Annotated in this window: 19 protein-coding genes; 13 read left to right on the top strand and 6 right to left on the bottom strand. The window is 65.3% G+C overall.

Going from position 1 to position 24,643, the window contains the following annotated elements; genetic code table 11:
* Positions 1-36: 36 nt before the first annotated feature.
* From APT63_16375 to APT63_16405, 7 genes are all read left to right on the top strand, one after another.
* A complete protein-coding gene (locus tag APT63_16375; protein ID AMA47068.1) occupies positions 37-1,629 on the top strand; it encodes a peptide ABC transporter substrate-binding protein in 1,593 nt (530 codons plus the stop codon).
* 141 nt (positions 1,630-1,770) lie between these two features.
* On the top strand, positions 1,771-3,144 hold the full coding sequence (locus APT63_16380) for a porin (GenBank protein AMA47069.1): 1,374 nt from the start codon (positions 1,771-1,773) through the stop codon (positions 3,142-3,144).
* 66 nt (positions 3,145-3,210) lie between these two features.
* Positions 3,211-4,806 carry a peptide ABC transporter substrate-binding protein gene (locus tag APT63_16385; GenBank protein ID AMA47070.1) on the top strand — a complete coding sequence of 532 codons (1,596 nt, stop codon included), beginning with the start codon at positions 3,211-3,213 and terminating at the stop codon, positions 4,804-4,806.
* 68 nt (positions 4,807-4,874) lie between these two features.
* On the top strand, positions 4,875-5,885 hold the full coding sequence (locus tag APT63_16390) for a peptide ABC transporter permease (protein ID AMA47071.1): 1,011 nt from the start codon (positions 4,875-4,877) through the stop codon (positions 5,883-5,885).
* Positions 5,886-5,894: 9 nt separating this feature from the next.
* Entirely contained in the window at positions 5,895-6,830 is a 936-nt protein-coding gene (locus tag APT63_16395; protein ID AMA47072.1) for a peptide transporter, read from the top strand.
* Positions 6,831-6,840: 10 nt separating this feature from the next.
* Entirely contained in the window at positions 6,841-7,809 is a 969-nt protein-coding gene (gene dppD / locus APT63_16400) for a peptide ABC transporter ATP-binding protein (protein AMA47073.1), read from the top strand.
* Complete coding sequence (locus APT63_16405) at positions 7,809-8,777, top strand: peptide ABC transporter ATP-binding protein (protein ID AMA47074.1); 969 nt, start codon at positions 7,809-7,811, stop codon at positions 8,775-8,777. Before dppD ends, APT63_16405 begins: the two co-directional genes overlap by 1 nt.
* 187 nt (positions 8,778-8,964) lie before the next feature.
* Here the strand turns inward: APT63_16405 and APT63_16410 are convergent, their stop codons facing one another.
* A complete protein-coding gene (locus APT63_16410; protein AMA47075.1) occupies positions 8,965-9,903 on the bottom strand; it encodes a hypothetical protein in 939 nt (312 codons plus the stop codon).
* 657 nt (positions 9,904-10,560) lie between these two features.
* Positions 10,561-12,144, bottom strand: coding sequence for a peptide chain release factor 3 (prfC, locus tag APT63_16415; GenBank protein AMA47076.1), 1,584 nt, complete (start codon positions 12,142-12,144; stop codon positions 10,561-10,563).
* Between the two features lie 450 nt (positions 12,145-12,594).
* On the opposite strand from prfC, the gene APT63_16420 reads away from it, so the two are divergent.
* From APT63_16420 to APT63_16440, 5 genes are all read left to right on the top strand, one after another.
* Positions 12,595-13,308, top strand: a complete 714-nt coding sequence (locus APT63_16420) for a glycine/betaine ABC transporter permease (GenBank protein ID AMA47077.1) — start codon at positions 12,595-12,597, stop codon at positions 13,306-13,308.
* Between the two features lie 12 nt (positions 13,309-13,320).
* Positions 13,321-14,232, top strand: coding sequence for a glycine/betaine ABC transporter substrate-binding protein (locus tag APT63_16425; GenBank protein AMA47078.1), 912 nt, complete (start codon positions 13,321-13,323; stop codon positions 14,230-14,232).
* A complete protein-coding gene (locus APT63_16430) occupies positions 14,229-14,882 on the top strand; it encodes a choline ABC transporter permease (GenBank protein ID AMA47079.1) in 654 nt (217 codons plus the stop codon). Before APT63_16425 ends, APT63_16430 begins: the two co-directional genes overlap by 4 nt.
* Positions 14,879-16,033: a glycine/betaine ABC transporter ATP-binding protein gene (locus APT63_16435; GenBank protein AMA47080.1), complete on the top strand. Its 1,155-nt coding sequence runs from the start codon at positions 14,879-14,881 to the stop codon at positions 16,031-16,033. Before APT63_16430 ends, APT63_16435 begins: the two co-directional genes overlap by 4 nt.
* Before the next feature lie 455 nt (positions 16,034-16,488).
* A complete protein-coding gene (locus APT63_16440) occupies positions 16,489-17,652 on the top strand; it encodes an ornithine decarboxylase (protein AMA47081.1) in 1,164 nt (387 codons plus the stop codon).
* Between the two features lie 64 nt (positions 17,653-17,716).
* On the opposite strand, the gene APT63_16445 is transcribed toward APT63_16440, so the two are convergent.
* Positions 17,717-18,259, bottom strand: a complete 543-nt coding sequence (locus APT63_16445; protein AMA47082.1) for a hypothetical protein — start codon at positions 18,257-18,259, stop codon at positions 17,717-17,719.
* A gap of 198 nt (positions 18,260-18,457) precedes the next feature.
* Between APT63_16445 and APT63_16450 the strand changes: the two genes are divergently transcribed.
* Positions 18,458-21,013, top strand: coding sequence for a flavodoxin (locus tag APT63_16450; GenBank protein ID AMA47083.1), 2,556 nt, complete (start codon positions 18,458-18,460; stop codon positions 21,011-21,013).
* 57 nt (positions 21,014-21,070) lie between these two features.
* Here APT63_16450 and APT63_16455 read toward each other — a convergent pair whose 3' ends face one another.
* The 3 genes from APT63_16455 to APT63_16465 form a co-directional block, all read right to left on the bottom strand.
* A complete protein-coding gene (locus APT63_16455; GenBank protein AMA47084.1) occupies positions 21,071-21,862 on the bottom strand; it encodes a carbon-nitrogen hydrolase in 792 nt (263 codons plus the stop codon).
* Positions 21,850-22,998: an aminotransferase gene (locus APT63_16460; protein AMA47085.1), complete on the bottom strand. Its 1,149-nt coding sequence runs from the start codon at positions 22,996-22,998 to the stop codon at positions 21,850-21,852. The genes APT63_16455 and APT63_16460 overlap by 13 nt, the downstream gene beginning before the upstream one ends.
* A 66-nt stretch (positions 22,999-23,064) precedes the next feature.
* Positions 23,065-24,528, bottom strand: a complete 1,464-nt coding sequence (locus tag APT63_16465) for a ribosome biogenesis GTPase Der (protein ID AMA47086.1) — start codon at positions 24,526-24,528, stop codon at positions 23,065-23,067.
* Positions 24,529-24,643 lie beyond the last annotated feature (115 nt).

Consider the following 24,643-nt stretch of genomic DNA (forward strand, 5'->3'; position numbering starts at 1 on the left):
GCCCGCTGCTCCGAACCGACAAGGAGGACCTTCACCATGCACCTTCGCCCCCTCGCAGGCTGCCTGCTCGGCCTGACCCTGCTGATCCATGCGTCGACCAGCCAGGCTCGCACGCTGGTGTTCTGTTCCGAAGGCAGCCCTGCCGGTTTCGACACCGCGCAGCACACGACGGCCACCGACAATGACGCGGCCCAACCGATCTACAACCGCCTGGTGGAGTTCGAGCGCGGCGGCACTGCGGTCGAGCCCGCGCTGGCCCGACGCTGGGAGGTGTCGCCCGACGGCCTGCGCTACACCTTCCACCTGCGCGACGACGTGCACTGGCACACGACGCCCTACTTCACGCCCAGCCGACCGTTCGACGCCGACGACGTGCTGTTCACCTTCGAGCGCATGCGGGACAGACAGCACCCCTTCCGCCAGGCCTACCCCACGGAATTTCCGTATTTCGTCAGCATGGGCCTGGACCGCAACATCGCCCGCGTCGAGAAGACCGGCCCGCACACGGTGGTGTTCACTCTGGCCCAAGTCGATGCGGCCTTCCTGCAGAACCTGGCCATGAGCTTCGCCTCGATCCTGTCGGCCGAATACGCCGACCAGTTGCTGCGCACGGGCCGCCCCAGCGACCTCAACCACAAGCCGATCGGCACGGGGCCATTCGTCTTCCAGCGCTACCAGAAGGATGCGCAGGTTCGCTACGTGGCCAACCCCCGCTACTGGAAAGCCGGGCAAGGCAATGTCGACAAGCTGGTGTTCTCGATCAACGTCGACCCGGCGGTGCGGCTGCAGAAACTCAAGCGCAACGAGTGCCAGGTCACGCTCAACCCACGCCCGGCGGACCTACCGTCGCTCGAGCAGGCCCCAGGGGTGACGGTGATGACGGCGCCAGGCTTCAACCTCGGTTTTCTGGCCTACAACACCCAGCGTGCGCCGTTCGACCAGGTGCAGGTACGCCAGGCCCTGGACATGGCCGTCAACAAGCAGGCGATCATCGACGCCGTGTTCCAGGAGGCAGGCCAGGTGGCGGTCAATGCCATGCCGCCGACCCAGTGGTCCTACGACGCCAGCCTCCAGGATGCACCCTACGACCCGGACCGGGCCAAGGTGCTGCTCGAACAGGCCGGGATCACACCGGACCGCGAATTCACCCTGTGGGCCATGCCCGTGCAGCGCCCCTACAACCCCAACGCCCGGCTGATGGCCGAAATGCTCCAGGCCGACTGGGCCAAGGTCGGGCTCAAAGTACGCATCGTCAGCTACGAATGGGGCGAGTACGTCAAACGGCTGAAGAACGGCGAGCACGACATCGCGCTGATCGGCTGGACGGGTGACAACGGCGATCCGGACAACTGGCTGGGCACGCTCTTCGGCTGCGCGGCCGTCGGCGGCAACAACTATGCCCGCTGGTGCGATGCCGAGTACGACGCGCTGATCACCCAGGCGCGCAGCGTCACCGAGCGGACGCAACGCACGCCGCTCTACCAGCAGGCCCAACGGCTGCTCAAGCAGCACGTGCCGATCACGCCCATCGCCCATTCCACGGTTCATCAACCCCTCAGTACCCGGGTCAAGGGGTTCAAGGTCAGCCCGTTCGGGCGCAACGATTTCTTCGCCGTCGACCTCGAGTAAAGCCTTTTTCGTCAAGGGGGCCACAGGGCCTCCACGGGGAAGGTGCGTCCTGGGGAGGGCGCCGTCGACGGCATGGCTTCACCGCAGCACACCCGGCCTGCATGGGCCGGACATAACGAGAACCACCAAGGAGCTTCGAACATGAGACATTCCCTACCCGTCGTGGCGACGCTTTGCCTGGGCGTCTGCCTCGGCCAGGCCCAGGCGAACGACAGCGCCGTCTTCCCCCTCGAGCGCAAGGCCGACAGCGCGCAAGCGGGCGCCGAAGGCTTTTTCGAGGGCCAGCACCTGTCCGGCACCACACGCAACTGGTACGCCCGTGAGCATTCGACGCGCGGTGCGCTATGGCGCTACACGGCAGGCGATGGCAGCCGCCGGGAGACCCACTCGCGCACCAACTGGGTCCAGGGCACCGTGCTGGACTACGGCTCGGGCTTCACGCAGGGCACCGTCGGGATCGCGGTCGAGGCGGCGCTGTACAACGCCGTGGCGCTGGAGCGCGGACGCGCCAAGGTCACCGGCCCCAACAACCGCACGCTGACGCACCGCGACGGCGAGGTAGTGGACCAATGGAGCAAGGCGGGTCTTGCCAACGTCAAGGCACGGATTTCCAACACCACGCTGACTGCCGGGCGACAGGCGATCGACACGCCGGTGCTGGCCACGATCGGCAACCGTGCCCTGCCGTCGAGCTTCCAGGGGGTCAGCCTCAACAGCAGCGAGTTCGAGCAGTTGTCCTTCGAGCTGGGCACCTTCGACCGGGTCTCGCCGCGTACCGAGCAAGGCCTGCGCGGTTTCCGCAGCGAATACGCCGCGATCGGCGTCGAAACCGATCGGGTCAGCCTGTTTGGCGTCAACTACCGCCCCACTGCCGCGCTGAGCACCAGCCTGTTCGCCGCCAAGGTCGAGGACTTCTGGAACCAGTACTACTTCGACGCCAGCCATGCGCTCACCGATGGCGACGACTGGAGTCTGGTCACCACCTTGAAGTATTACAAGACGGTCGACGAAGGGCGCCGCGTCCTGGGGCCGATCGACAATGACACCTACAGCCTGGACTTCTCGCTGGCCTACCAGGCGCATACCTTCGGCCTGGCCTGGCAGCAGGTGCTGGGCGACGAATACTTCGACTACCTGAACGAAACCAACGGCATCTACCTGGCCAACTCGCTGTTCTCCGACTACAACGGGCCGAACGAGAAGTCGCTGCAGTTCTCCTATGTCCTGGACCTGGCTCCGTACGGCGTGCCCGGGCTCAAGCTCAATGCCTATACCGCACGCGGCTGGGGCATCGACGGCACGCATTACAAGGGCACCGGCTACGATGTCAGGGGCATGGACGGCGAGCACCACACCGAGTGGAGCGTGGGCGCTACCTATGCCGTGCAATCGGGCGCACTGAAGAACACCACGGTGCGTGCCACCTACACCGCCCACCGCGCCAGCCGAGGCCAGGCCGATGGCAGCCTCGACGAGTTCCGTCTGGTCACGACGGTGCCGTTCGACATCCTGTGAGCACGGGCCGTCGCGCGACGTTTGCCGCGTGACGGCCATGCCCCATCCTTCACCGCAGGAGGTTTCATGAATGCATGCATGCGCCGGATCGTTCTGGCGACCGTAGCCCTGGGCATGGCCGGCAGCCTGGCCGCCAAGCCCTTGGTGGTCTGCACCGAGGCCAGCCCGGAAGGGTTCGACATGGTCCAGTACACGACGGCGGTCACTGCCGACGCCGTGGCGGAGACACTCTTCGATCGTCTGGTCAGGTTCGCGCCCGGCACCACCGAGATCGAGCCCGCACTCGCCGAGCGCTGGGACATCAGCCCCGATGGGCTCACCTATACGTTCCATCTGCGCCGTGGCGTGGCCTTCCACCGGACCGACTACTTCAGCCCGACCCGCGAACTCGAGGCCGACGATGTGCTGTGGAGTTTCAGGCGCCAGCTCGACCCCGCTCATCCCTGGCATGACAAGACCAGCGTCGGCTATCCCTATTTCGAAAGCATGGCGCTGCGTGACCTGATCCGCTCGGTGGAGAAGACCGATGCCCATACGGTGGTGTTCACCCTGAACCGGCCCGATGCGCCCTTCCTGCGCAACCTGGCCATGGCCTTCGCCTCGATCTACTCGGCCGAATACGCCGACCAGCTGCTGGCCGCTGGTCAGACCCAGGCGCTCAATAGCAAGCCGATCGGCACCGGGCCGTTCATCTTCCAGCGCTACAACAAGGACGCCCAGGTCCGCTACAAGCCCAACCCCGCGTACTTCCGGGGCAAGCCACCGGCCGACGCGCTGATCTTCGCCATCACCCCGGACAACAACGTGCGCCTGCAAAAGCTGCGTGCCAACGAATGCCAGATCGCGCTGCACCCCAAGCCGGACGACGTCCCGGCGATCAAGGCCGACCCCTTGCTCAAGGTCGCCGAGAACGACGCGCTGGTCACCGGCTACATCGCCCTCAACACCCAGCATCGCTACCTGAACGACGTGCGCGTACGCCGCGCGTTGAACCTGGCCTTCGACCGCCAACGCCACGTCGCGCAACTGTTCGGCCAGGGCAACGCCCAGGTGGCGGTCAACCCCTACCCCGCCAGCATGCTGGGCTACAACACCGACAACCGCAGCCCGGCCTACGATCCGGCCGCCGCCCGGGCCCTGCTCGCACAGGCTGGGGTGCCGGAAGGTACGACCTTCACGCTGTTCACCCGCAACGGCGGTGGTCCGACCAACCCCAATCCCCGGTTGTCCGCCGAAATGCTCCAGGCCGATCTGGCCAAAGTCGGGTTGAAGCTCGACATCCGGGTGATGGAGTGGGCCGAGATGCTGCGTCGTGCCAAGCGCGGCGAGGCCGACCTGGTGGCCACGGGCTGGGCCAGCGACAACGGGGATCCGGACAATTTCCTCAGCCCGCTGCTCAGCTGCGACGCGGCCGCGTCCGGGGAGAACTACGCACGCTGGTGCGACAGCCGATTCCAGGCGCTGATCAGCCGCGCGCGTCAGGTAAGCAACGAACAGGAGCGGGCGACACTCTATAGCCAGGCCCTGGCGGTGTACGATGCGCAACAGCCGTGGCTGGCGGTGGCGCACCCCCGGGTATTCGTCGCCATGCGCGCCAACGTGCAGGGCTATCAGGTCAACCCGCTGACCAGCAACAACTTCGCCACTACCCTGGTGGAGTAGAACAATCACGACCGTCGGCTCACGAAGCCGACGGCACCGCCTGACCGCTGATGAGGTGACGTGCGACCATGTTGAGTTTTATTGCCCGACGCATCGGGCTGCTGATTCCGACCTTCTTCGGCATCACGCTGCTGACCTTCGCCCTCATACGGCTGATTCCGGGCGACCCGGTGGAAGTGATGATGGGCGAGCGCCGGGTCGACCCGCAGATGCATGCCGAAGCCATGCAGCGCCTGGGCCTGGACAAGCCCCTGCCCGTCCAGTACCTGGACTACATCGGCAAGCTGGCCCACGGCGACCTGGGTGAGTCGCTGCGTACCCGCGAGAGCGTCTGGAGCGAGTTCACCACGCTGTTCCCGGCCACCCTGGAGCTGGCCCTGGCGGCCCTGCTGTTCGCGGCCGTGGTGGGGATCCTGGCCGGGGTGATCGCCGCGCTCAAGCGCGGTTCGCTGCTCGACCACGGGGTGATGGGCATCTCGCTGGCCGGGTACTCCATGCCGATCTTCTGGTGGGGCCTGATCCTGATCATGTTCTTCTCGGTCAGCCTGGGCTGGACCCCAGTGTCCGGGCGCATCGACCTGCTCTACGACATCGAGCCCAAGACCGGGCTGATGCTGATCGACACCCTGCTCAGCGACGAGGAAGGCGCGTTCAAGGACGCCGTGATGCACCTAATCCTGCCGGCGATCGTGCTGGGCACCATCCCCTTGGCGGTCATCGCCCGCATGACCCGCTCGTCGATGCTCGAGGTGCTGCGCGAGGACTACATCCGTACCGCACGCGCCAAGGGCCTGTCGCCCGCGCGCGTGGTGTTCATCCACGGCCTGCGCAACGCGCTGATTCCAGTGCTGACGGTGCTCGGCCTGCAAGTCGGCGCCTTGCTCGCCGGGGCCGTGCTGACCGAGACGATCTTCTCCTGGCCGGGTATCGGCAAGTGGCTGATCGAGGCCATCGGCGCACGTGACTACCCCGTGGTACAGAACGGCATTCTGCTCATCGCCTGCCTGGTGATCCTGGTCAACTTCGTGGTGGACATCCTCTACGGGCTGGCCAACCCCCGCATCCGTCATCAGCGCTGAGGCCCGATCATGGTGAATCCTGTCGTGAACGACGCAACATCGACTTCCCCGAACGGCAGCCTCGACCAGAGCCTGCTCTACCCTTCTCCGCTCAAGGAGTTCTGGCACGCCTTCTCGCGCAACAAGGGCGCGGTGATGGGCCTGGCCTTCGTCTGCCTGATCGTCTTCTGTGCGCTGTTCGCCCCTTGGGTCGCCCCCCATGACCCGAGCGAGCAGTACCGTGAAGCGCTGCTCACCCCACCGGCCTGGCTCGAAGGTGGCAGCCTGCAGTACTTGCTGGGCACCGACGAACTGGGCCGCGACCTGCTGTCGCGGCTGATCCATGGTGCGCGCCTGTCGCTGCTGATCGGCCTGTCCTCGGTGGTGCTGTCGCTGATCCCTGGCATCTTCATGGGCTTGCTGGCCGGCTTTTTCCCACGCCTGCTCGGCCCCTCGATCATGCGCATGATGGACGTGATGCTGGCACTGCCGTCGCTGCTGCTGGCGGTCGCCGTGGTGGCCATTCTCGGCCCTGGCCTGATCAACACGGTGATCGCCATCGCCATCGTCTCGCTGCCGTCCTACGTGCGGCTGACCCGCGCCGCGGTGATGGGCGAGCTCAACCGCGACTACGTCACCGCCGCACGCCTGGCCGGCGCCAGCCTGCCACGGCTGATGTTCGTGACCGTGCTGCCCAACTGCATGGCGCCGCTGATCGTCCAGGCCACGCTGAGCTTTTCCTCGGCGATCCTCGACGCCGCGGCCCTGGGTTTCCTCGGCCTTGGTGTGCAACCCCCCACGCCGGAATGGGGCACCATGCTGGCTTCGGCCCGTGACTACATCGAGCGCGCCTGGTGGGTGGTGAGCCTGCCGGGCCTGACCATCCTGCTCAGCGTGCTGGCGATCAACCTGATGGGCGATGGGCTGCGTGACGCCCTCGACCCCAAACTCAAGAACGCCGCCTGAGGACCACGCCATGTCACTTCTACAGATCAACAACCTGGCGGTGCGATTCGGCGACGCCAACGCCACGCCTGTGGTCGACGGCCTCGACCTGAGCGTGTCGGCCGGTGAAATCCTGGCCATCGTCGGTGAGTCCGGCTCTGGCAAGTCGGTGACCATGATGGCCCTGATGGGGCTGATCGAGGCGCCCGGGCGCGTCACCGCCGACACCCTGCGCTTCGACGGCACCGACATGCTCGGCCTGAGCGCCCGACAGCGGCGCAAGATCATCGGCAAGGACATCGCCATGGTCTTCCAGGACCCGATGACCGCGCTCAACCCCAGCTACACCGTGGGCTTCCAGATCGAGGAGGTGTTGCGCCAGCACCTGGGCCTCAAGGGCCGGGCGGCCCGTCAGCGGGCCCTGGAGCTGCTGCAGAAGGTGGAAATCCCCGCCCCCGAAAGCCGCCTCGACGCCTACCCGCACCAGCTGTCCGGCGGCATGAGCCAACGGGTGGCCATCGCCATGGCCATCGCGGGCGAACCGCGCCTGCTGATCGCCGACGAGCCGACCACGGCGCTCGACGTGACCATCCAGGCGCAGATCATGGAGCTGCTGGTGAACCTGCAGAAGGCCCAGGACATGGCGCTGATCCTCATCACCCACGACCTGGCCGTGGTCGCCGAGACGGCCAAGCGGGTGTGCGTGATGTACGCCGGCCAAGCGGTCGAGGTCGGCCAGGTGCCGGAGCTGTTCGACGTCCCGGCCCACCCCTACACCGAAGCGCTGCTGGCGGCGATTCCCGAGCACAGCCTCGGTGCCGAACGCCTGGCCACCTTGCCGGGCATCGTGCCCGGACGCTACGACCGACCCAGCGGCTGCCTGCTGTCACCGCGCTGCCCCTACGTGCGCGACAACTGCCGCCAGCAGCGGCCGGCCCTCGACCCCAAGGCGCAGAGCCTGGCGCGCTGCTTCTACCCGCTCAACCAGGAGGTGGCGTGATGACCGTGGTCCTGACTGCGCGTGACCTGACGCGCCATTACGAAGTGTCCCGCGGCCTCTTCAAGGGGTCGGCGCACGTGCGTGCGCTCAACGGGGTGTCGTTCGAACTGGAAGCCGGCAAGACCCTGGCGGTGGTCGGCGAGTCCGGCTGCGGCAAGTCGACCCTGGCCCGCGCCCTGACGCTGATCGAAGAACCCACCTCCGGCTCGTTGCGCATCGACGGCCTGGAGGTCAAGGGTGCTGACAAGGCCGAACGCAAGCAACTGCGCCGCGACGTGCAGATGGTGTTCCAGAGCCCCTACGCCTCGCTCAACCCTCGGCAGAAGATCGGCGACCAGTTGGCCGAACCGCTGCTGATCAACACGTCGTTGAGCAAGGCCGAACGCCGCGAGCGTGTACAGCGGATGATGGAGCAGGTCGGCCTGCGTCCCGAGCATTACCAGCGCTACCCGCACATGTTCTCCGGCGGCCAGCGCCAGCGGATCGCCCTGGCCCGGGCAATGATGCTGCAACCCAAGGTCCTGGTGGCCGACGAACCGACCTCGGCGCTGGACGTGTCCATCCAGGCGCAGGTGCTGAACCTGTTCATGGACTTGCAGCGCGAGTACCACACCGCCTACGTGTTCATCTCGCACAACCTGGCGGTGGTGCGCCACGTGGCCGATGACGTGCTGGTGATGTACCTGGGTGCCCCGGTCGAGATGGGCGACAAGCAGCGCATCTACGAACGACCGCTGCACCCCTACACCCAGGCGCTGCTGTCGGCCACGCCCTCGATCCATCCGGATCCGGCCAAACCGAAGATCCGCATCGCCGGCGAGCTGCCCAACCCGCTGAACCCACCGTCCGGGTGCACTTTCCATAAACGCTGCCCCTACGCCACGCAGCGCTGCGTTGCCGAGGTACCGGCGTTGCGCACGGTGGATCAGCGGCAGGTGGCTTGTCACTATGCCGAGCAGTTCCTTTAGTCACGCCTCAACGCACGCAAACAAAAACGCCGTCATCTGAGATGACGGCGTTTTCGTTCATGCCCCTGAATCAGATCAGTGCATGAAGATCGCGATCAGGATGATCACTGGGATCGGCACGCCGAGGAACCACAACAGAAGTGAGCGCATAATCGTTTCTCCTTGTTCGATGAACGGATAGGGTCAGTTAGCGGATCGTTGCATTGGTCACGGTGCGACGGTCATCGGTCTCGATCCAACGAGCCGAGTCACGCTGACGACCACCGAACAGCGCAGCGATGCTGGCGAAGAAGGCGCCGCACAGCATGGCGATGAAGGTCCACAGGGCAGTCCAGGCAGCGGTCTTGGCAGCGGCGTCGGCAGCTTCCTGAGCGGTGCGCTTGGCGTCTTCGGCGGCTTGACGAGCCTGAGCGTAGACCTGGTCGACGCGGGCTTCGGCTTCGGCCTGGGTCAGGCGGGTGCGCTGGGCGACCATCTGGGCCAGGTAGGCGCGGTCGTCGACGTTCAGGGTGCCATCACCGGCCAGGGCCTTGGTGAAGATACGGTTGGCGACGCCGTTGGCGGCATCTTCGCTCACGCCGCTTGGACCTTCGCTGCGGAACAGGCTGTCGACGAAGTAACCCATCGGGTTGCTGCCACGGCCATCGTTGTCGGCAGCAGCGCCAACGGCAGCACTGGCGCCGGAAGCGACCCCACCTACGACCGAGGCGCCGGCTTGGGCACCTGCGCCGATGACGTTACCGGCAGCGCTGATGATCAGCATGGCGGCGACCAGCGTGGAAACGGCCCACGACAGGAAACCATGTGCGGTATCACGGAAATACACTTCATCGCCGTGCAGGTTGGCCCACTTCACACGCAGACGCCCGGCGACATAGCCACCCAGGCCCGACGACAGGATTTGCGTGATCAACAACCAGACGATCGTGGAGATACCCAGGGCTTTCGCGCTGGCGCCCTCATTGGCCCACGGCGACATGGCGGCAAAGCCAAGGCCCGTGCCCAGGATGACAAGGATCAACGACAGCGAGGCCGCAGCAGCCGCACCAGCGAAGATGGCTGCCCAGGACACGCCCGAGCGGTTGCCGTCGGAGACGGCAGATGGGTAATCGGCAGAAGTGATCATAGTGAGTGGCGCCTTTTTTAGTGAGCAACAAATCCGTTCGCAAAGGGGTCTGTGCACGGGGCATGCCAACTGTGTCAAAACATTAAATCCAGGGATTTCAATGCGTTAGAGAAAGAGGGTCGAAACGGCATCATGCAAAATGCCGGATGTCTTGGGGAGGGGTACGGTTTTCTGCAAGACGGCCCGGGAAAGGCGCTTTGAGAAGAAGGAGAAGCAGTGACGTCTGTGGCGGGGCGGGCTAGTGGGCTGGAAGCGCTGGCGTAGAGCGGGTGTGGCTGCATCACGCGCAAGCCAGCCCCTATAGAACAAAAATAGCTTGTCGATTTAAAAGGAAATAATTTTTAGGGTTTTGTGGGCCCTGCGGGCCCAATCGCGGCACTGGGGCCGCTCCCACAGGTGACCGCGATAGCCTGCAACCCCGCGGTGGGGCTACGGGTGTAGGAGCGGCCCCTGTGCCGCGATGGGCCGCAAAGCGGCCCTAAATCGATCAGCAATAAAGCTCCGGATCCTGCCAGCTATCGCCATGTTCTCTGCGCGACAGCGCGGCGCCAAGGCGGCGGGCGGACTCCCACAGGTGGGGGTGTCATGAGCGTTCAGCTTGAAGGCCAATCGCGGTCGCGACCGGCCACCGCGATCGTCACGATAGCCGGCGATCACTCAATGGTGCTCGCGCGTTGCGCGGAAGTTGACGTCTGGCCAGCGCTCTTCCATCAGCGACAGGTTCACCCGGGTCGGTGCCAGGTAGGTCAGGTGACCGCCGCCGTCGATGGCCAGGTTCTCCATGGCCTTGACCTTGAAGTCCTCGAGCATCTTCTTGTCATTGCAGGTGATCCAGCGGGCCGACCAGACGGTGATCGGCTCGTAGGCGCACTCGACCTTGTACTCTTCCTTCAGGCGGCTGGCGACCACATCGAACTGCAGCACGCCGACGGCGCCCAGGATGATGTCGTTGCTGCGCTCGGGGAAGAACACCTGGGTCGCGCCTTCTTCGGCCAGCTGCTGCAAGCCCTGGCGCAGCTGCTTGGACTTGAGCGGGTCCTTCAGGCGCACCCGGCGGAACAGCTCCGGCGCGAAGTGCGGGATACCGGTGAAGCCCAGTGCTTCGCCTTCGCTGAAGGTGTCACCGATCTGGATGGTGCCGTGGTTGTGCAGGCCGATGATGTCGCCGGCGTAGGCTTCCTCGAGCTGTTCGCGCTCGGACGAGAAGAAGGTCAACGCATCGCCGATGCGCAGGTCCTTGTTCAGCCGCACGTGGCGCATCTTCATGCCCTTCTCGTACTTGCCCGAGCAGATGCGCATGAAGGCGATACGGTCGCGGTGCTTGGGGTCCATGTTCGCCTGGATCTTGAACACGAAGCCGGTGAACTTCTCTTCGGTTGGCTCGACGGTCCGCTCGTTGGCCACACGGCCCAACGGGCGCGGCGCCCAGTCCACCACCGCGTCGAGTACATGGTCCACACCGAAGTTGCCCAATGCCGTGCCGAAGAACACCGGCGTCAGCTGGCCATTGATGAACTCGTCCTGGTTGAACTCATGGCAGGCGCCCTGGACCAGCTCCAGCTGCTCGACGAAGCTGTCGTACTGATCGCCCAGGTGCGCGCGCGCTTCGTCGGAGTCGAGCTTCTCGATGATCTTGGTTTCGGTGCGTTCGTGACCGTGACCTGGGGTGTAGACGATGATGTAGTCGCCGGTCAGGTGATAGACGCCCTTGAAATCCCGGTAACAACCGATCGGCCAGGTGATCGGCGCGGCCTTGATCTTCAGCACCGCCTCGATCTCGTCGAGCAGTTCGATCGGGTCGCGGATGTCGCGGTCGAGCTTGTTGATGAAGCTGACGATCGGCGTGTCGCGCAGGCGGCAGACGTCCATCAGGGCGATGGTCCGTGGCTCGACGCCCTTACCACCGTCCAGCACCATCAGGGCCGAGTCGACAGCGGTCAGGGTGCGGTAGGTGTCTTCCGAGAAGTCTTCGTGACCGGGCGTGTCGAGCAGGTTGATCATCTGCTCGCGGTAGGGGAACTGCATCACCGAGGTGGTGATGGAGATGCCCCGCTGCTTTTCCATTTCCATCCAGTCGGAGGTGGCGTGGCGGTCGGACTTGCGCGACTTCACGGTACCGGCGACGGCAATGGCCTTGCCCATCAGCAAGAGCTTCTCGGTGATGGTGGTCTTACCGGCGTCGGGGTGGGAAATAATGGCGAAAGTGCGGCGCTTCGCGACTTCGGCGGCCTGTTGGGTCATGGGAAATCGCCTGACTGGGTCTTCGAAAAAGGGGCGGTATGATACCCGATCTCGCGGCCAGACCAAAGCCATGCTCGTCAATACCCCTCGCCGTACGTCTCTCCCCCTGCACCTGCCAGAAAACCCTGCAAAGGCAGTGTTTTCACTGGCTTGAAGCGACAAAGAGACTTGTTTTTCCTGCCGATCTTCGAAGTGAGTAGTGGATTAACGCTAGCCAAATGCCCGCTGACGTGTAAACCTTTGCCCTCTTCGGAGACGTCCACTCCCCTGCCGCTCACGGCGTGCCAGGGCTGGCAGTACCTGCTTCACAAGCCTGACGAGGCTTGGCTCATGGCGTGATCCGCCGCCGCTCGCTGGCGCCACGCTGCTACTCGCGAACCCACGACCCGCCGCCCACCGTGGCCGGCCTGCAGGGCAGTGCGTTCGCCGATCTGACAAAGGAGTCCACCTGTGGCTAGACGCTACGGAAAGGGGCTGATGGGATGGGCCGCCGTGCTCGTCATCCTGGCCCTGCTGATCCACTGGATCGGCATCGATACGATCACCCGCTACCGGGACGATCTGGGTTTCTACCTGCAAGCGCATCTTGTGCTGGTGCTGGCCTCGATGGCCGCGGCGTTGGTGGTGGGGATCCCCGCCGGCATTGCCTTGAGTCGACCGCACAGGGTCGACAAGGCCGAGCGCTTCATGCAGTTCTTCAACGTAGGCAACACCATCCCTCCCCTGGCCGTTCTGGCCATTGCCCTCAGCGTGCTGGGCATCGGCGCCGGCCCTGCGATCTTCGCCCTGTTCCTCGCCTCGCTGCTGCCGATCGTGCGCAACACCTTCGAAGGCCTGAAGAACGTCCCCGCCTCGCTCAAGGAAGCCGCCACCGGCATCGGCATGACCCCGCGCCAGCAACTCTGGCAAGTCGAGATGCCCAATGCCATGCCCATCATCGTCGGTGGCGTACGGGTGGCCCTGGCGCTGAATGTCGGCACCGCGCCGCTGTCGTTCCTGATCGGTGCCAACAGCCTGGGCAGCCTGATCTTCCCCGGCATCGCCCTGAACAATCAGCCTCAACTGCTGCTCGGCGCCGCCTGCACCGCGCTGCTGGCGCTGTTGCTCGATGTGCTGGTGAGCGCCTCCAGCAAACGCTGGCTGGAACGCGGCCTGGCCCACTAAACGAGGATTGTCATGAAACGATTGATCGCCATTACCCTGGGCGCGGCCTTGCTGTGGGCAAACGTTGCCCAGGCCGCACAGAAACCGCTGATCCGCATCGGCGCCCGCGTGTTCACCGAGCAGACCATCCTGGCTGAAATCACCGCGCAGTACCTGCGCGCCAACGGCTTCGACGTGCGCATCACCTCGGGTCTGGGCAGCAACATCGCACGCCAGGCCCAGGAAACCGGGCAGCTCGACATGCTGTGGGAATACACCGGCGTGTCGCTGGTCTCCTACAACCACATCGACGAGCGCATGCCCAACCCCGAGGCTACCTATGCCAAGGTCAAGCAGCTCGATGCGCAGAAGGGCCTGACCTGGCTGGCACCGTCGAAATTCAGCAACACCTACGCCTTGGGCCTGCCGCAGAACGTGGCCCAGGCGTATCCGCAGATCGACAGCATCAGCGACCTGACCCGCGTGCTGCGCGACGAGTCCGAGCGCCACCACCTGGTCGCCCTGGACACCGAGTTCGCCAACCGCCCCGACGGCCTGGTCGGTCTGCGCGAGCTCTACGACATGCCGCTGGACCGGCGCAACATCCGCCAGATGGACACAGGGCTGGTCTACACCGCGATGCGCAACAACCAAGTCTTCGCGGGGCTGGTCTACACCACCGACGGCCGTCTGAACGCGTTCCACCTCAAGCTGCTCGAAGACGACCGGCACTACTTCCCCGACTACACTGCCGCCCCGGTGCTGCGCACCGAAGTGCTCAAGGCCCATCCGCAACTGGCGACGCTGCTCGAGCCCCTGGCCGCCGCGCTCGACGACCAGACCATGCGCACGCTCAACGCGAGCATCGACGTCGAGCACCAGAGCCCGAGCCGCGTGGCAGCGGCCTTCCTGCGTGAACATGCCTTCGGCGAGGTGAAGCCATGAGTCTGCTCGATACCTTCAGCCACCTCGATTGGGCCTTGGTGCTGCAGCTGACCTTGCAGCACCTGACCCTGGTCGGTGTCGCGGTGGGCCTGGCGATTCTCTTCGGCGTGCCGCTGGGCATCCTGATGACGCGCTTCCCGGCCGTGGCCGGCCCGGTACAGGCCTGTGCCACCGTGCTGCTGACCATCCCTTCCATCGCCCTGTTCGGCCTGCTGCTGCCGTTCTATTCCAAGTTCGGTCAGGGCCTGGGCCCGCTGCCAGCGATCACTGCGGTGTTCCTCTACTCGCTGCTGCCGATCCTGCGCAACACCTACCTGGCCCTGACCAGCGTCGAGCCAGGCATCCGTGAAGCGGCGCGGGGCATCGGCATGACTTTCGGCCAGCGCCTGCGCATGGTCGAGCTGCCCATCGCCGTACCGGTGATCCTGGCCGGCGTGCGCACCGCCGTGGTGATGAACATCGGCGTGATGACCATCGCCGCGACCATCGGTGCCGGCGGCCTGGGCGTGCTCATCCTCACCTCCATCAGCCGCAGCGACATGTCGATGCTGCTCGTGGGCGCCGTGCTGGTCAGCCTGCTGGCCATCGTCGCCGACCTGCTCCTGCAAACCTTGCAACGTGCCCTGACTCCAGAAGGACTGCGCTCATGATCGAACTGAAGAACCTCAGCAAGACCTTCACCGCCAACGGCAAGCAGATCAAGGCCGTCGATTCGGTCAGCCTGACCGTCAACGAAGGCGAGATCTGCGTGTTCCTGGGGCCTTCGGGCTGTGGCAAGAGCACCACGCTGAAAATGATCAACCGCCTGATCACCCCCACCTCGGGCCAGGTGTTCATCAATGGCGAAGACACCACGGGCCTGGACGAGGTGACCCTGCGTCGGCACATCGGCTACGTGATCCAGCAGATCGGCCTGTTCCCCAACATGACCATCGAAGAGAACATCACCGTGGTGCCGCGCCTGCTGGGCTGGGACAAGCAGCGCTGCCATGACCGTGCCCGCGAGCTGATGAGCATGATCAAGCTCGAACCCAAGCAGTACCTGCAGCGCTACCCGCGTGAACTGTCCGGCGGCCAGCAGCAGCGCATCGGCGTGATCCGCGCGCTGGCGGCCGACGCCCCGGTGCTGCTGATGGACGAGCCCTTCGGCGCGGTCGACCCGATCAACCGGGAAATGATCCAGAACGAGTTCTTCGAGATGCAGCGGGCCTTGAACAAGACCGTGATCATGGTCAGCCACGACATCGACGAGGCCATCAAGCTGGGCGACAAGATCGCCATCTTCCGGGCGGGCAAGCTGTTGCAGCTCGATCATCCCGACACCCTGCTCGCGCACCCGGCCGACGAGTTCGTGAGCAGCTTCGTCGGCCAGGACAGTACCCTCAAGCGCCTGCTGCTGGTCAAGGCCGAGGACGCCGCCGACAATGCCCCGTCGGTCAGCCCCGAGACACCGGTGGCCGAGGCGCTGGAACTGCTCGACGAGCACGACCGTCGCTACGTGGTGGTGACCGATGCCGCCAACAAGGCCTTGGGCTACGTGCGTCGCCGCGACATGCATCGCCAGCAAGGCAGCTGCGCCGACTTCCTGCGTCCGTTCAACGCCACGGCCTCCCACGAAGAGCACCTGCGCATCCTGTTGTCGCGCATGTACGAGTTCAACCGCGCCTGGCTGCCGGTGCTTGATGCCGAGCAGGTGTTCCTGGGCGAGGTCACCCAGGAGTCCATCGCGGCCTACCTGAGTTCGGGGCGTTCGCGGGGCGCGAAGACCAGCATCGTGTCACCGGCCGACGCTGTTTCCTGAGTCGGTAACAAAAAATTTATGGCCGATCGTCTGCGCGTTGGCGCAGGCCATCGTGGCCATAAATATGGACACCTGGGAGGCGATCGCGGCTGAGCCTGGGCGGCCAAGGTGGGCCTCGCCAGTGCGGGGCCATCCGCACGGCGGGCAAAACCGGCCCCCTCACAGCGCTTGCGCGGCAGTGCCTCCCGGGCCCCGTCTCGCCTGCCCTTCCACAATAGTTGACGGCTGCCGCGCCTCTTGAATTCGTCGTCGTTCGAATCCGCCCGGCGCCCGGCGTACAGGCCCGATCCGCCTGTTGATTCGACGGTCTTCACGCCCTACAGTGCGCGCCGAACGTCCATGCTGGAAACGATCCATCCGGCCCGATCGACAGGTCGCGCCAACCAACATGGGGATACGGAGGGCGTTCGCCTGCACCCACTCATTCATTCCGTTTGCCCATGGAGTCCCTGAGCATGTCGATCCAAGTCGAAGACTATTTCGCGCGTGACACCTTCCAGAAGATGAAGGCGTTCGCCGACACGCAGGAAACCCCGTTCGTCCTCATCGATACGCAGATGATCAGCCAGGCCTACGACGACCTGCGCGCCGGTTTCGAATTCGCCAAGGTCTACTACGCGGTCAAGGCCAACCCGGCCGTGGAAATCATCGACCTGCTCAAGGACAAGGGCTCGAACTTCGACATCGCCTCGATCTACGAGCTGGACAAGGTGATGAACCAGGGCGTGAGTGCCGATCGCATCAGCTACGGCAACACCATCAAGAAGTCCAAGGACATTCGTTACTTCTACGAAAAAGGCGTGCGCCTCTACGCGACCGACTCGGAAGCCGACCTGCGCAACATCGCCAAGGCCGCACCGGGCTCGAAGGTCTACGTGCGCATCCTGACCGAAGGCTCGACCACCGCCGACTGGCCTTTGTCGCGCAAGTTCGGCTGCCAGACCGACATGGCCATGGACCTGCTGATCCTCGCCCGCGACCTGGGCCTGGTGCCTTACGGCATCTCGTTCCACGTCGGTTCCCAGCAGCGCGACATCAGCGTCTGGGACGCGGCCATCGCCAAGGTCAAGGTGATCTTCGAGCGCCTGAAGGAAGAAGACGGGATCGAGCTGAAGCTGATCAACATGGGCGGCGGCTTCCCGGCCAACTACATCACCCGCACCAACAGCCTGGAAACCTATGCCGAAGAGATCATCCGCTTCCTCAAGGAAGACTTCGGTGACGACCTGCCGGAAATCATCCTCGAGCCGGGCCGCTCGCTGATCGCCAACGCCGGCATCCTGGTCAGTGAAGTGGTGCTGGTGGCGCGCAAGTCGCGCACCGCGGTCGAGCGCTGGGTGTACACCGACGTGGGCAAGTTCTCGGGCCTGATCGAAACCATGGACGAGTCGATCAAGTTCCCGATCTGGACCGAGAAGAAGGGCGAGATGGAAGAAGTGGTGATCGCCGGGCCGACCTGCGACAGCGCCGACATCATGTACGAGCACTACAAGTACGGCCTGCCGCTGAACCTGGCGATCGGCGACCGCCTGTACTGGCTGTCCACCGGGGCCTACACCACCAGCTACAGCGCCGTCGAATTCAACGGCTTCCCGCCGCTGAAAGCCTTCTACCTGTAAGGTGATGGCAGCGGGCCACGGGGCAATCCCGTGGCCCGTCCTCAGGCGTCCATTCTGCGGACGCTCAACGTCGAAACTCTCTCAACTGGGTGAAGCTGTCGAACGCCTGAACCCCGACGTGCTCGATGCCCAGGGACAGGAACAGCTTGTTCGCCGCGCCAGCCTCGACGTAACGGTTCTCCCAGGCTTTCCGATCTCGCACGCCCAGCGGCACGCTGCCAACCGCTGCGATGGTGATGCCGTCCTGGACACCGGTCGCCGGTACGCCGAATGGATCTCCATGGGCCCAAAGTCGCCAGAGCACGGGGTGACGCGCCGTCAGGTCGTAGCCGACCCATTGCTTGCTCAGCTCCCACGCCTCGTAGTGGGCATCACCGTCGGTGAATTCGACCGCGCGTACCCGGTACCCGGGACGATCCCCCTCGTAGTAGCCGAACCAGAAACGCTGAGGCTGCTCGACGGCACTGAAGGGGCAGACGCTCAGCCAGCGGTGCGTACGTTGGTAGACGGAGTTGGCGGTGATTTCGAAGGAATCGAGCACGCCCTCGTACCCGGGGGTACGGGAAGTCACACTGGCGATGAAAGAACGCTCTTGGATATATCGCATGGTCTGGTCCTGTGAAAGTGGAGCGATGAGGCTGCCATGCCCTCCCCACTCGACGCAGACCGCAGCCTTTCCCCGCTCGCCTGCCCGTCGAATCCTGGCTCCAAGCACGAACCCCATCACATTCGAAGGCGCGAACCGTTCGCATTCGTCGCATAATGCACGCCGACGGCATTCGCAGGGCAAGACAAGGTGACAGGTGTGTTCAAGAAGACGATGTTCCAGATGCACTGGCTGTTCGGCATCACGGCAGGCCTGGTGCTGGCGGTGATGGGGATCACCGGCGCGATCTGGTCCTTTCAGGATGAGTTGCTGCGCCTGTTCAATCCCGAGGTCCGGACCGTCGAGGCGCGTCCGGGTGGCGTGTTGCCGCCTGCCGAGTTGATCCGTCGGGTAGAGGCCGCGCAGCAGGACAAGGTCTCGATGCTCTGGGTCGACCTGCGCCGGCCAGATGCCGCACGTGTCTTCTTCACGCCAGCGCCGGGCGAACGACGCGGCGAGCTGCGCTATGCCGACCCCTACACCGGCGAGCTAAAGGGAGACGTGACCGGCCAAGGCTTCTTCGACCTGATGCTGCGCCTGCACCGCTTCCTGGCCATGGGTGCGACCGGTCGACAGATCACGGGGGCCTGCACGCTGATGCTGGTGTTCTTCTGCCTGTCGGGGCTGTACCTGCGTTGGCCCCGGCACGCCTTGAGCTGGCGCACCTGGCTGCTGGTCGACGGCGCCAAGCGTGGCCGTGCCTTCCAGTGGGACTTGCATGCCGTGGCCGGTACCTGGTGCCTGCTGTTCTACCTGCTGTTCGCCCTCACCGGGCTGTTCTGGTCCTACGAGTGGTACCGGCAAGGCCTGAACCGGCTGTTCGCCGATGCGCCTGCGGCAGGTGCGCCCGGCCATGCACGGGGGGCACGGGGCCAGCCTCCGGCGTCCGATGACGCCACCCAGGCGCCCCGTGCATCGACCAACCCTGACGCGCTCTGGCAGACCCTGCGCGACGCGGCCGGGCCGGGGCTTGCCGCCTACAACCTGCGCCTGCCGATGGCCGCCGGTCAGCCGGCCATGGTCTTCTACCTGCTCGACCAGGCGCCCCACGAGCGCGCGTTCAACACCCTGACGCTCGACCCGGCGACCGGCGCCATCCGTCAGCACGACCGCTTCGACGCCAAGTCCACCAAGGCGCAGCTGCTGGCCAGCGTCTATGCCCTGCACGTCGGCAGCTACTTTGGCCTGCCAGGGCGGATCCTCGTCACCCTCGCCAGCCTGACCATGCCGCTGTTCTTCGTCACCGGCTGGCTGTTGTACCTCGACCGTCGGCGCAAGCAGCGCCAGGCACGGGCGGCACGTGGGCAGGTGCAGCCTGGCGCGCCGGGCGAAGACAGCTGGTTGATCGGCTATGCCAGCCAGAGCGGCTTCGCCGAACAGCTCGCCTGGCAGAGCGCTGGACACTTGCAGGCTGCCGGCCTGTCGGTGCAGGTACGCCCATTGCGCACGGTGGACGAGCAGACGCTGCGTGAGACGCGCCGCGCCCTGTTCGTGCTCAGCACCTTCGGCGATGGCGAGCCGCCCGACAGCGCCCGTCTGTTCGAGCGCCAAGTCCTGGGCCAGGCTTGGTCGCTCGCGCACCTGAACTACGCCGTGCTCGCCCTGGGCGACCGGCAATACCCCGCGTTCTGCGGTTTCGCCAGACGGGTCCAGGCCTGGCTCGACACCTGTGGCGCCCACCAGACGTTCGCTGCCGTGGAAGTGGACAACGCTGACCCCCTCGCGCTCGGTCATTGGCAGCAGGCGCTGGCCAACCTGACCGGCGTGCAGACGATCAACGCCTGGAAGCCGCCGTCCTACGGCCATTGGGTGCTTCGCGAACGCCAGCGGCTCAACCCGGGCAGCCAGGGTGCTCCCGTGTTCCGCCTGGCATTGAGGGCCGATACGCCCACGATCTGGGAGGCCGGTGATCTGGTGGAGGTCATGCCGCGCAATGGCAGCGAGGCCATCCAGGCCTTCGTGACGAAACTGGGGTTGCAGGCCGATACACCCGTGCAGCGTCACGGCGTGTTCATGCGTCTGGACGTGGCACTGGCCGGCGTTCAGCTACCGACCGGGCGCGAGCACCTGATCGGTCTGCACGCCCAGGCGGTGCTGGACGCGCTGGCACCGATCGGGCCGCGTGACTACTCGATCGCCTCGATCGCCAGCGACGGCCTGCTGGAGCTGATCGTGCGCCAGACACGGGATGCGCACGGCGTGCTGGGGCTGGGCTCCGGCTGGCTGACCGAGCACCTGGCCGAGGGGGGCGTGGCCGCCCTGCGGGTGCGGCGCAACAGCGGCTTCCACCTGCCCGACACGCCGGCTCCGATGATCCTGATCGGCAACGGTACGGGCCTGGCGGGCCTGCGCAGCCTGCTCAAGGCACGCATCGTCGCCGGGGAGTCGCGCAACTGGCTGCTGTTCGGTGAGCGTCAGCGCGATCACGACTTGCATTGCGCGCACGAACTCCAGCAATGGCTGCAGCAGGGCGATCTGGCCCATCTGGACCTGGCCTTTTCCCGTGACCAGGCTGAAAAGTACTACGTGCAGGATGCGTTACGGGCGCAGGCCGATCGTCTGCGTGCCTGGGTGGACGACGGGGCTTACCTGTACCTGTGCGGCAGCCAGCGAGGCATGGCTTCGGGCGTGGACGCCGTGTTGAACGAGGTGCTGGGGCATGCCCAGGTGCAGGCGTTGATCGAGGAAGGCCGTTACCGGCGCGACGTCTACTGACGCCTGCCGCGCAGGACCGGGCCTATGGCCCGTTTCTGCGCAGATGCCCAAGCGCTGTCAGCGCAGCACGAAAGCGTCAGCGTCGAGGTCGGCCGGGAAACGCGCACGGTAGGTGGCCAGGTCGGCCGCGCTCAGGGTGGCCTTGAACACGCCGTTGGCGTCGCCTGCGTTGAGCAAGGGGTCGCCATGGAAGTCCAGCACCTGGCTGTCCCCCGCGTAGTCCAGCCCCTTGCCGTCGCTACCGACCCGGTTCACCGCGGCGACATAACAGAGGTTCTCGATGCCCCGCGCGGGCAGCAGGCGATTCCAGTGCTGGCGCCGTGCAGCCGGCCAGTTGGCGGTGTACAGCAGCAGGTCGGTGTCGCGGGCATCCCGACTCCACACCGGAAAGCGCAGGTCGTAGCAGATCAACGGGCGGATGCGCCAGCCCTTGAGCTCGAACTGCACCTGACGCTCGCCCGGCGTGTAGTGTTCGTGCTCACCGGCCATGCGGAACAGGTGGCGTTTGTCGTAGTGCAGCACCTCGCCATCGGGGCGCGCCCACAACAGTCGGTTACGGTGGCTGCCATCCTCGGCCCGGACGATCACGCTGCCCGTGACCACCGCGCCCACGGCCGCCGCCTGTGCCTTGAGCCAGGCGTGGGTCGGGCCCAGCTCGGGTTCGGCCAGGGCCTCGGACTGCATGGTGAAGCCGGTGGTGAACATCTCCGGCAGGATGACCAGATCGACCGTACCGACCTGGGCCAGCAGCGTCTCGAGGTGGGCCTTGTTGGCCTGGGGGTCGTGCCAGGCCAGGTGCGTCTGGACCAGGGCCAGGTGCAGGTCAGGCAATGCATTCAGATCGCGCATAGTCGTTCCGCTGCCTGGCGCAGCGTCTCCTCACGTTTGGCGAAGCACAATCGCACCAGGCGCTGCCCGGCGATCGGTCGCTGGTAGAACACCGAGATGGGGATGGTCGCCACGCCGTGCTCCCGCGTCAGCCACAACGCCATGTCGGTGTCGTCGAGGTCCGGGCGGATGGCGCTGTAGTCGACCAGCTGGAAGTAGGTGCCCTGGACGGGCGTGAAGGTGAACCGTGACGATGCCAGCAGGCCACAGAGCAGGTCGCGCTTGGCCTGATAGAACGCCGGCAGGCGTTCCACGTGGCCTGGGTCCTGCGCCATGAAGTCGGCCAGGGCATGCTGCAACGGGGTGACACCACAGAAGTTGACGTACTGGTGCACCTTGCGCAGTTCGGCCGACAGCCGCGCAGGCGCCACCACATAACCGGTCTTCCATCCCGTCACGTGATAGGTCTTGCCGAACGAACTGACCACGAAGGCACGCGACCTCAGGGCCGCATGCGCCAGCACGCTGGCATGCCGCACCCCGTCGTAGACCAGGTGTTCGTAGACTTCATCGCTGAGCAGCAGGATGTCGCGCCCCTCGATGAGGGCTGCCAACTGGTCGAGGTCTTCTGCCGTGAGCAGTGCTCCGCTGGGGTTATGCGGCGAGTTGATCACGATCATGCGCGTGCGGGGGCTGAGGGCATCGCTCAGGCGTTGCCAGTCGATGCGAAAATCGCCACCGTCCAGGGCCACATGGACGCACTGCCCACCGGCCAGACGCACCGCCGGGTCATAGCTGTCGTAGCACGGGTCGAAGACGATCACCTCATCGCCTGGACGGACCACGGCGTGAATGGCGCAGAAGATGGCCTCGGTCGCCCCGGGCGTGATGGTCACGTCCTGCTCGGGGTCCACGAGGGCGCCGTACAGCGACGCGATCTTGCGCGCCACCTGCTCGCGCAAGGCCGGCAGTCCGGCCATGGGCGCGTATTGATTGTGCCCGGCGAGCACATGCCGCCCCACGGCTTCCAGCAGGCCCTGGGGCCCGTCGAAATCCGGGAACCCCTGGGAGAGGTTCAACGCGCCCGTCTCGGCCGCCAGCTGCGACATGGTGGTGAAGATGGTCATGCCGACGTTCGGCAACTTGCTGTCGATCATGGGGCGCTCCGTGGGGTCCGATGGGGCGACGGCTGCAGGCGACGAGCTTGCAGCTTGCCGCTGCCCTTACCGCTTGTCCTTGCGCTTTTTCTCCGCCTTCTTGTGGTGAGACATCAGGCGGCGCTTCTTGTTGACCTGGCGATCGGTCAGGGTGTTCTTGTTGCCCTCGTAGGGGTTGTCACCGCCCTTGTACTCGATGCGGATCGGCGTACCGACCAGGCGCAGCACGCGACGGTAGGTGTTTTCCAGGTAGCGCGAATAGGAGCGAGGCACCTTCTCGACCTGGTTGCCGTGGATCACGATGATCGGCGGGTTGGCGCCGCCCAGGTGGGCATAGCGCAGCTTGATGCGGCGACCGTTGACCAGCGGCGGCTGGTGCTCGCTGACGGCGTCCTCGAGGATCTGGGTCAGGCGGCTGGTGGGCCAGCGGGTCACTGCCGACTTGAACGACGCCTGGACCGACTTGTACAGATGGCCAACGCCGGTGCCGTGCAGCGCCGAGATGAAGTGGATGTCGGCGAAGTCGACGAAGAACAGCCGGCGTTCCAGCTCGGTCTTCACGTAGTCGCGCTCGCCTGGCGCCATACCGTCCCACTTGTTCAAGGCGATGACGATGGCACGACCGGCCTCCAGCGCGAAGCCCAGCAGGTTCAGGTCATGGTCCACCACGCCTTCGCGGGCGTCCATGACGAAGATCACCACGTTGGCGTCCTTGATCGCCTGCAGCGTCTTGACCACCGAGAACTTCTCGACTTCCTCGTGGATCTTGCCGCGCTTGCGCACCCCGGCGGTGTCGATCAGCGTGTACTTCTCGTCGTCACGCTCGAACGGGATGTAGATGCTGTCACGGGTGGTGCCAGGCTGGTCGTAGACCACCACGCGCTCTTCGCCGAGCATGCGGTTGACCAGGGTCGACTTGCCGACGTTGGGCCGGCCGATGATGGCGATCTTGATGCCATCCTTCTCGCTCGGCCCTGGAATGCGCGCAGCCTCCTCGCCTTCGGCGACGTCCTGGTCGAGCGCTTCGTCTTCCTTGTCACGGGGCAGGTGGCCCAGCACCGATTCCATCAGCGCATTGATGCCACGGCCCTGGGAGCCGGCCACCGGGATGGCGTTGCCCATGCCCATCGGCGCGAACTCGGCGCGGGCCGTGTCCGGGTCGATGTTGTCGATCTTGTTGGCCACCAGGATCGCCTGCTTGTTCCGCTTGCGCAGGTGCTCGGCGATCATCTGGTCGGCGGCGGTCATGCCGGCACGGGCGTCGACCAGGAACAGGACGTAATCGGCCTCTTCGATGGCCATCAGGGACTGCTCGGCCATCTTCTCGTCCATGCCGACCTCGTCACCGGTGATACCCCCGGTGTCGATCAGGATGAACGTGCGGCCTTGCCACTGCGCCTCGCCGTACTGGCGGTCGCGGGTCAGGCCCGACAAGTCGCCGACGATGGCGTCGCGGGTCTTGGTCAGGCGGTTGAACATCGTGGATTTGCCGACGTTCGGCCGACCCACCAGGGCGATAACGGGAACCATGAGGCTCTCCAAATACGTGAATTCTTGAAAATGCAAAGGCCGCTGCAAGGCAGCGGCCGAAGTTCATGCGGTACACGAAGTACCCGCTCGAGGCCGGCAAGGCCTCAAGCATAGC

This window comes from Pseudomonas monteilii (assembly GCA_001534745.1).
GTDB classification, from domain to species: Bacteria; Pseudomonadota; Gammaproteobacteria; order Pseudomonadales; family Pseudomonadaceae; genus Aquipseudomonas; species Aquipseudomonas alabamensis.

What these genes read in the sequence shown, in the direction of transcription:
- APT63_16460 (AMA47085.1), bottom strand. Translation starts at nt 22,998, where the DNA reads ATGATCGACAGCAAGTTGCCGAACGTCGGCATGACCATCTTCACCACC.
- APT63_16440 (AMA47081.1), top strand. Translation starts at nt 16,489, where the DNA reads ATGTCGATCCAAGTCGAAGACTATTTCGCGCGTGACACCTTCCAGAAG.
- dppD (AMA47073.1), top strand. Translation starts at nt 6,841, where the DNA reads ATGTCACTTCTACAGATCAACAACCTGGCGGTGCGATTCGGCGACGCC.
- APT63_16425 (AMA47078.1), top strand. Translation starts at nt 13,321, where the DNA reads ATGAAACGATTGATCGCCATTACCCTGGGCGCGGCCTTGCTGTGGGCA.
- APT63_16465 (AMA47086.1), bottom strand. Translation starts at nt 24,528, where the DNA reads ATGGTTCCCGTTATCGCCCTGGTGGGTCGGCCGAACGTCGGCAAATCC.
- APT63_16385 (AMA47070.1), top strand. Translation starts at nt 3,211, where the DNA reads ATGAATGCATGCATGCGCCGGATCGTTCTGGCGACCGTAGCCCTGGGC.
- APT63_16455 (AMA47084.1), bottom strand. Translation starts at nt 21,862, where the DNA reads ATGCGCGATCTGAATGCATTGCCTGACCTGCACCTGGCCCTGGTCCAG.
- APT63_16445 (AMA47082.1), bottom strand. Translation starts at nt 18,259, where the DNA reads ATGCGATATATCCAAGAGCGTTCTTTCATCGCCAGTGTGACTTCCCGT.
- APT63_16375 (AMA47068.1), top strand. Translation starts at nt 37, where the DNA reads ATGCACCTTCGCCCCCTCGCAGGCTGCCTGCTCGGCCTGACCCTGCTG.
- APT63_16430 (AMA47079.1), top strand. Translation starts at nt 14,229, where the DNA reads ATGAGTCTGCTCGATACCTTCAGCCACCTCGATTGGGCCTTGGTGCTG.
- APT63_16395 (AMA47072.1), top strand. Translation starts at nt 5,895, where the DNA reads ATGGTGAATCCTGTCGTGAACGACGCAACATCGACTTCCCCGAACGGC.
- APT63_16390 (AMA47071.1), top strand. Translation starts at nt 4,875, where the DNA reads ATGTTGAGTTTTATTGCCCGACGCATCGGGCTGCTGATTCCGACCTTC.
- prfC (AMA47076.1), bottom strand. Translation starts at nt 12,144, where the DNA reads ATGACCCAACAGGCCGCCGAAGTCGCGAAGCGCCGCACTTTCGCCATT.
- APT63_16380 (AMA47069.1), top strand. Translation starts at nt 1,771, where the DNA reads ATGAGACATTCCCTACCCGTCGTGGCGACGCTTTGCCTGGGCGTCTGC.
- APT63_16435 (AMA47080.1), top strand. Translation starts at nt 14,879, where the DNA reads ATGATCGAACTGAAGAACCTCAGCAAGACCTTCACCGCCAACGGCAAG.
- APT63_16405 (AMA47074.1), top strand. Translation starts at nt 7,809, where the DNA reads ATGACCGTGGTCCTGACTGCGCGTGACCTGACGCGCCATTACGAAGTG.
- APT63_16410 (AMA47075.1), bottom strand. Translation starts at nt 9,903, where the DNA reads ATGATCACTTCTGCCGATTACCCATCTGCCGTCTCCGACGGCAACCGC.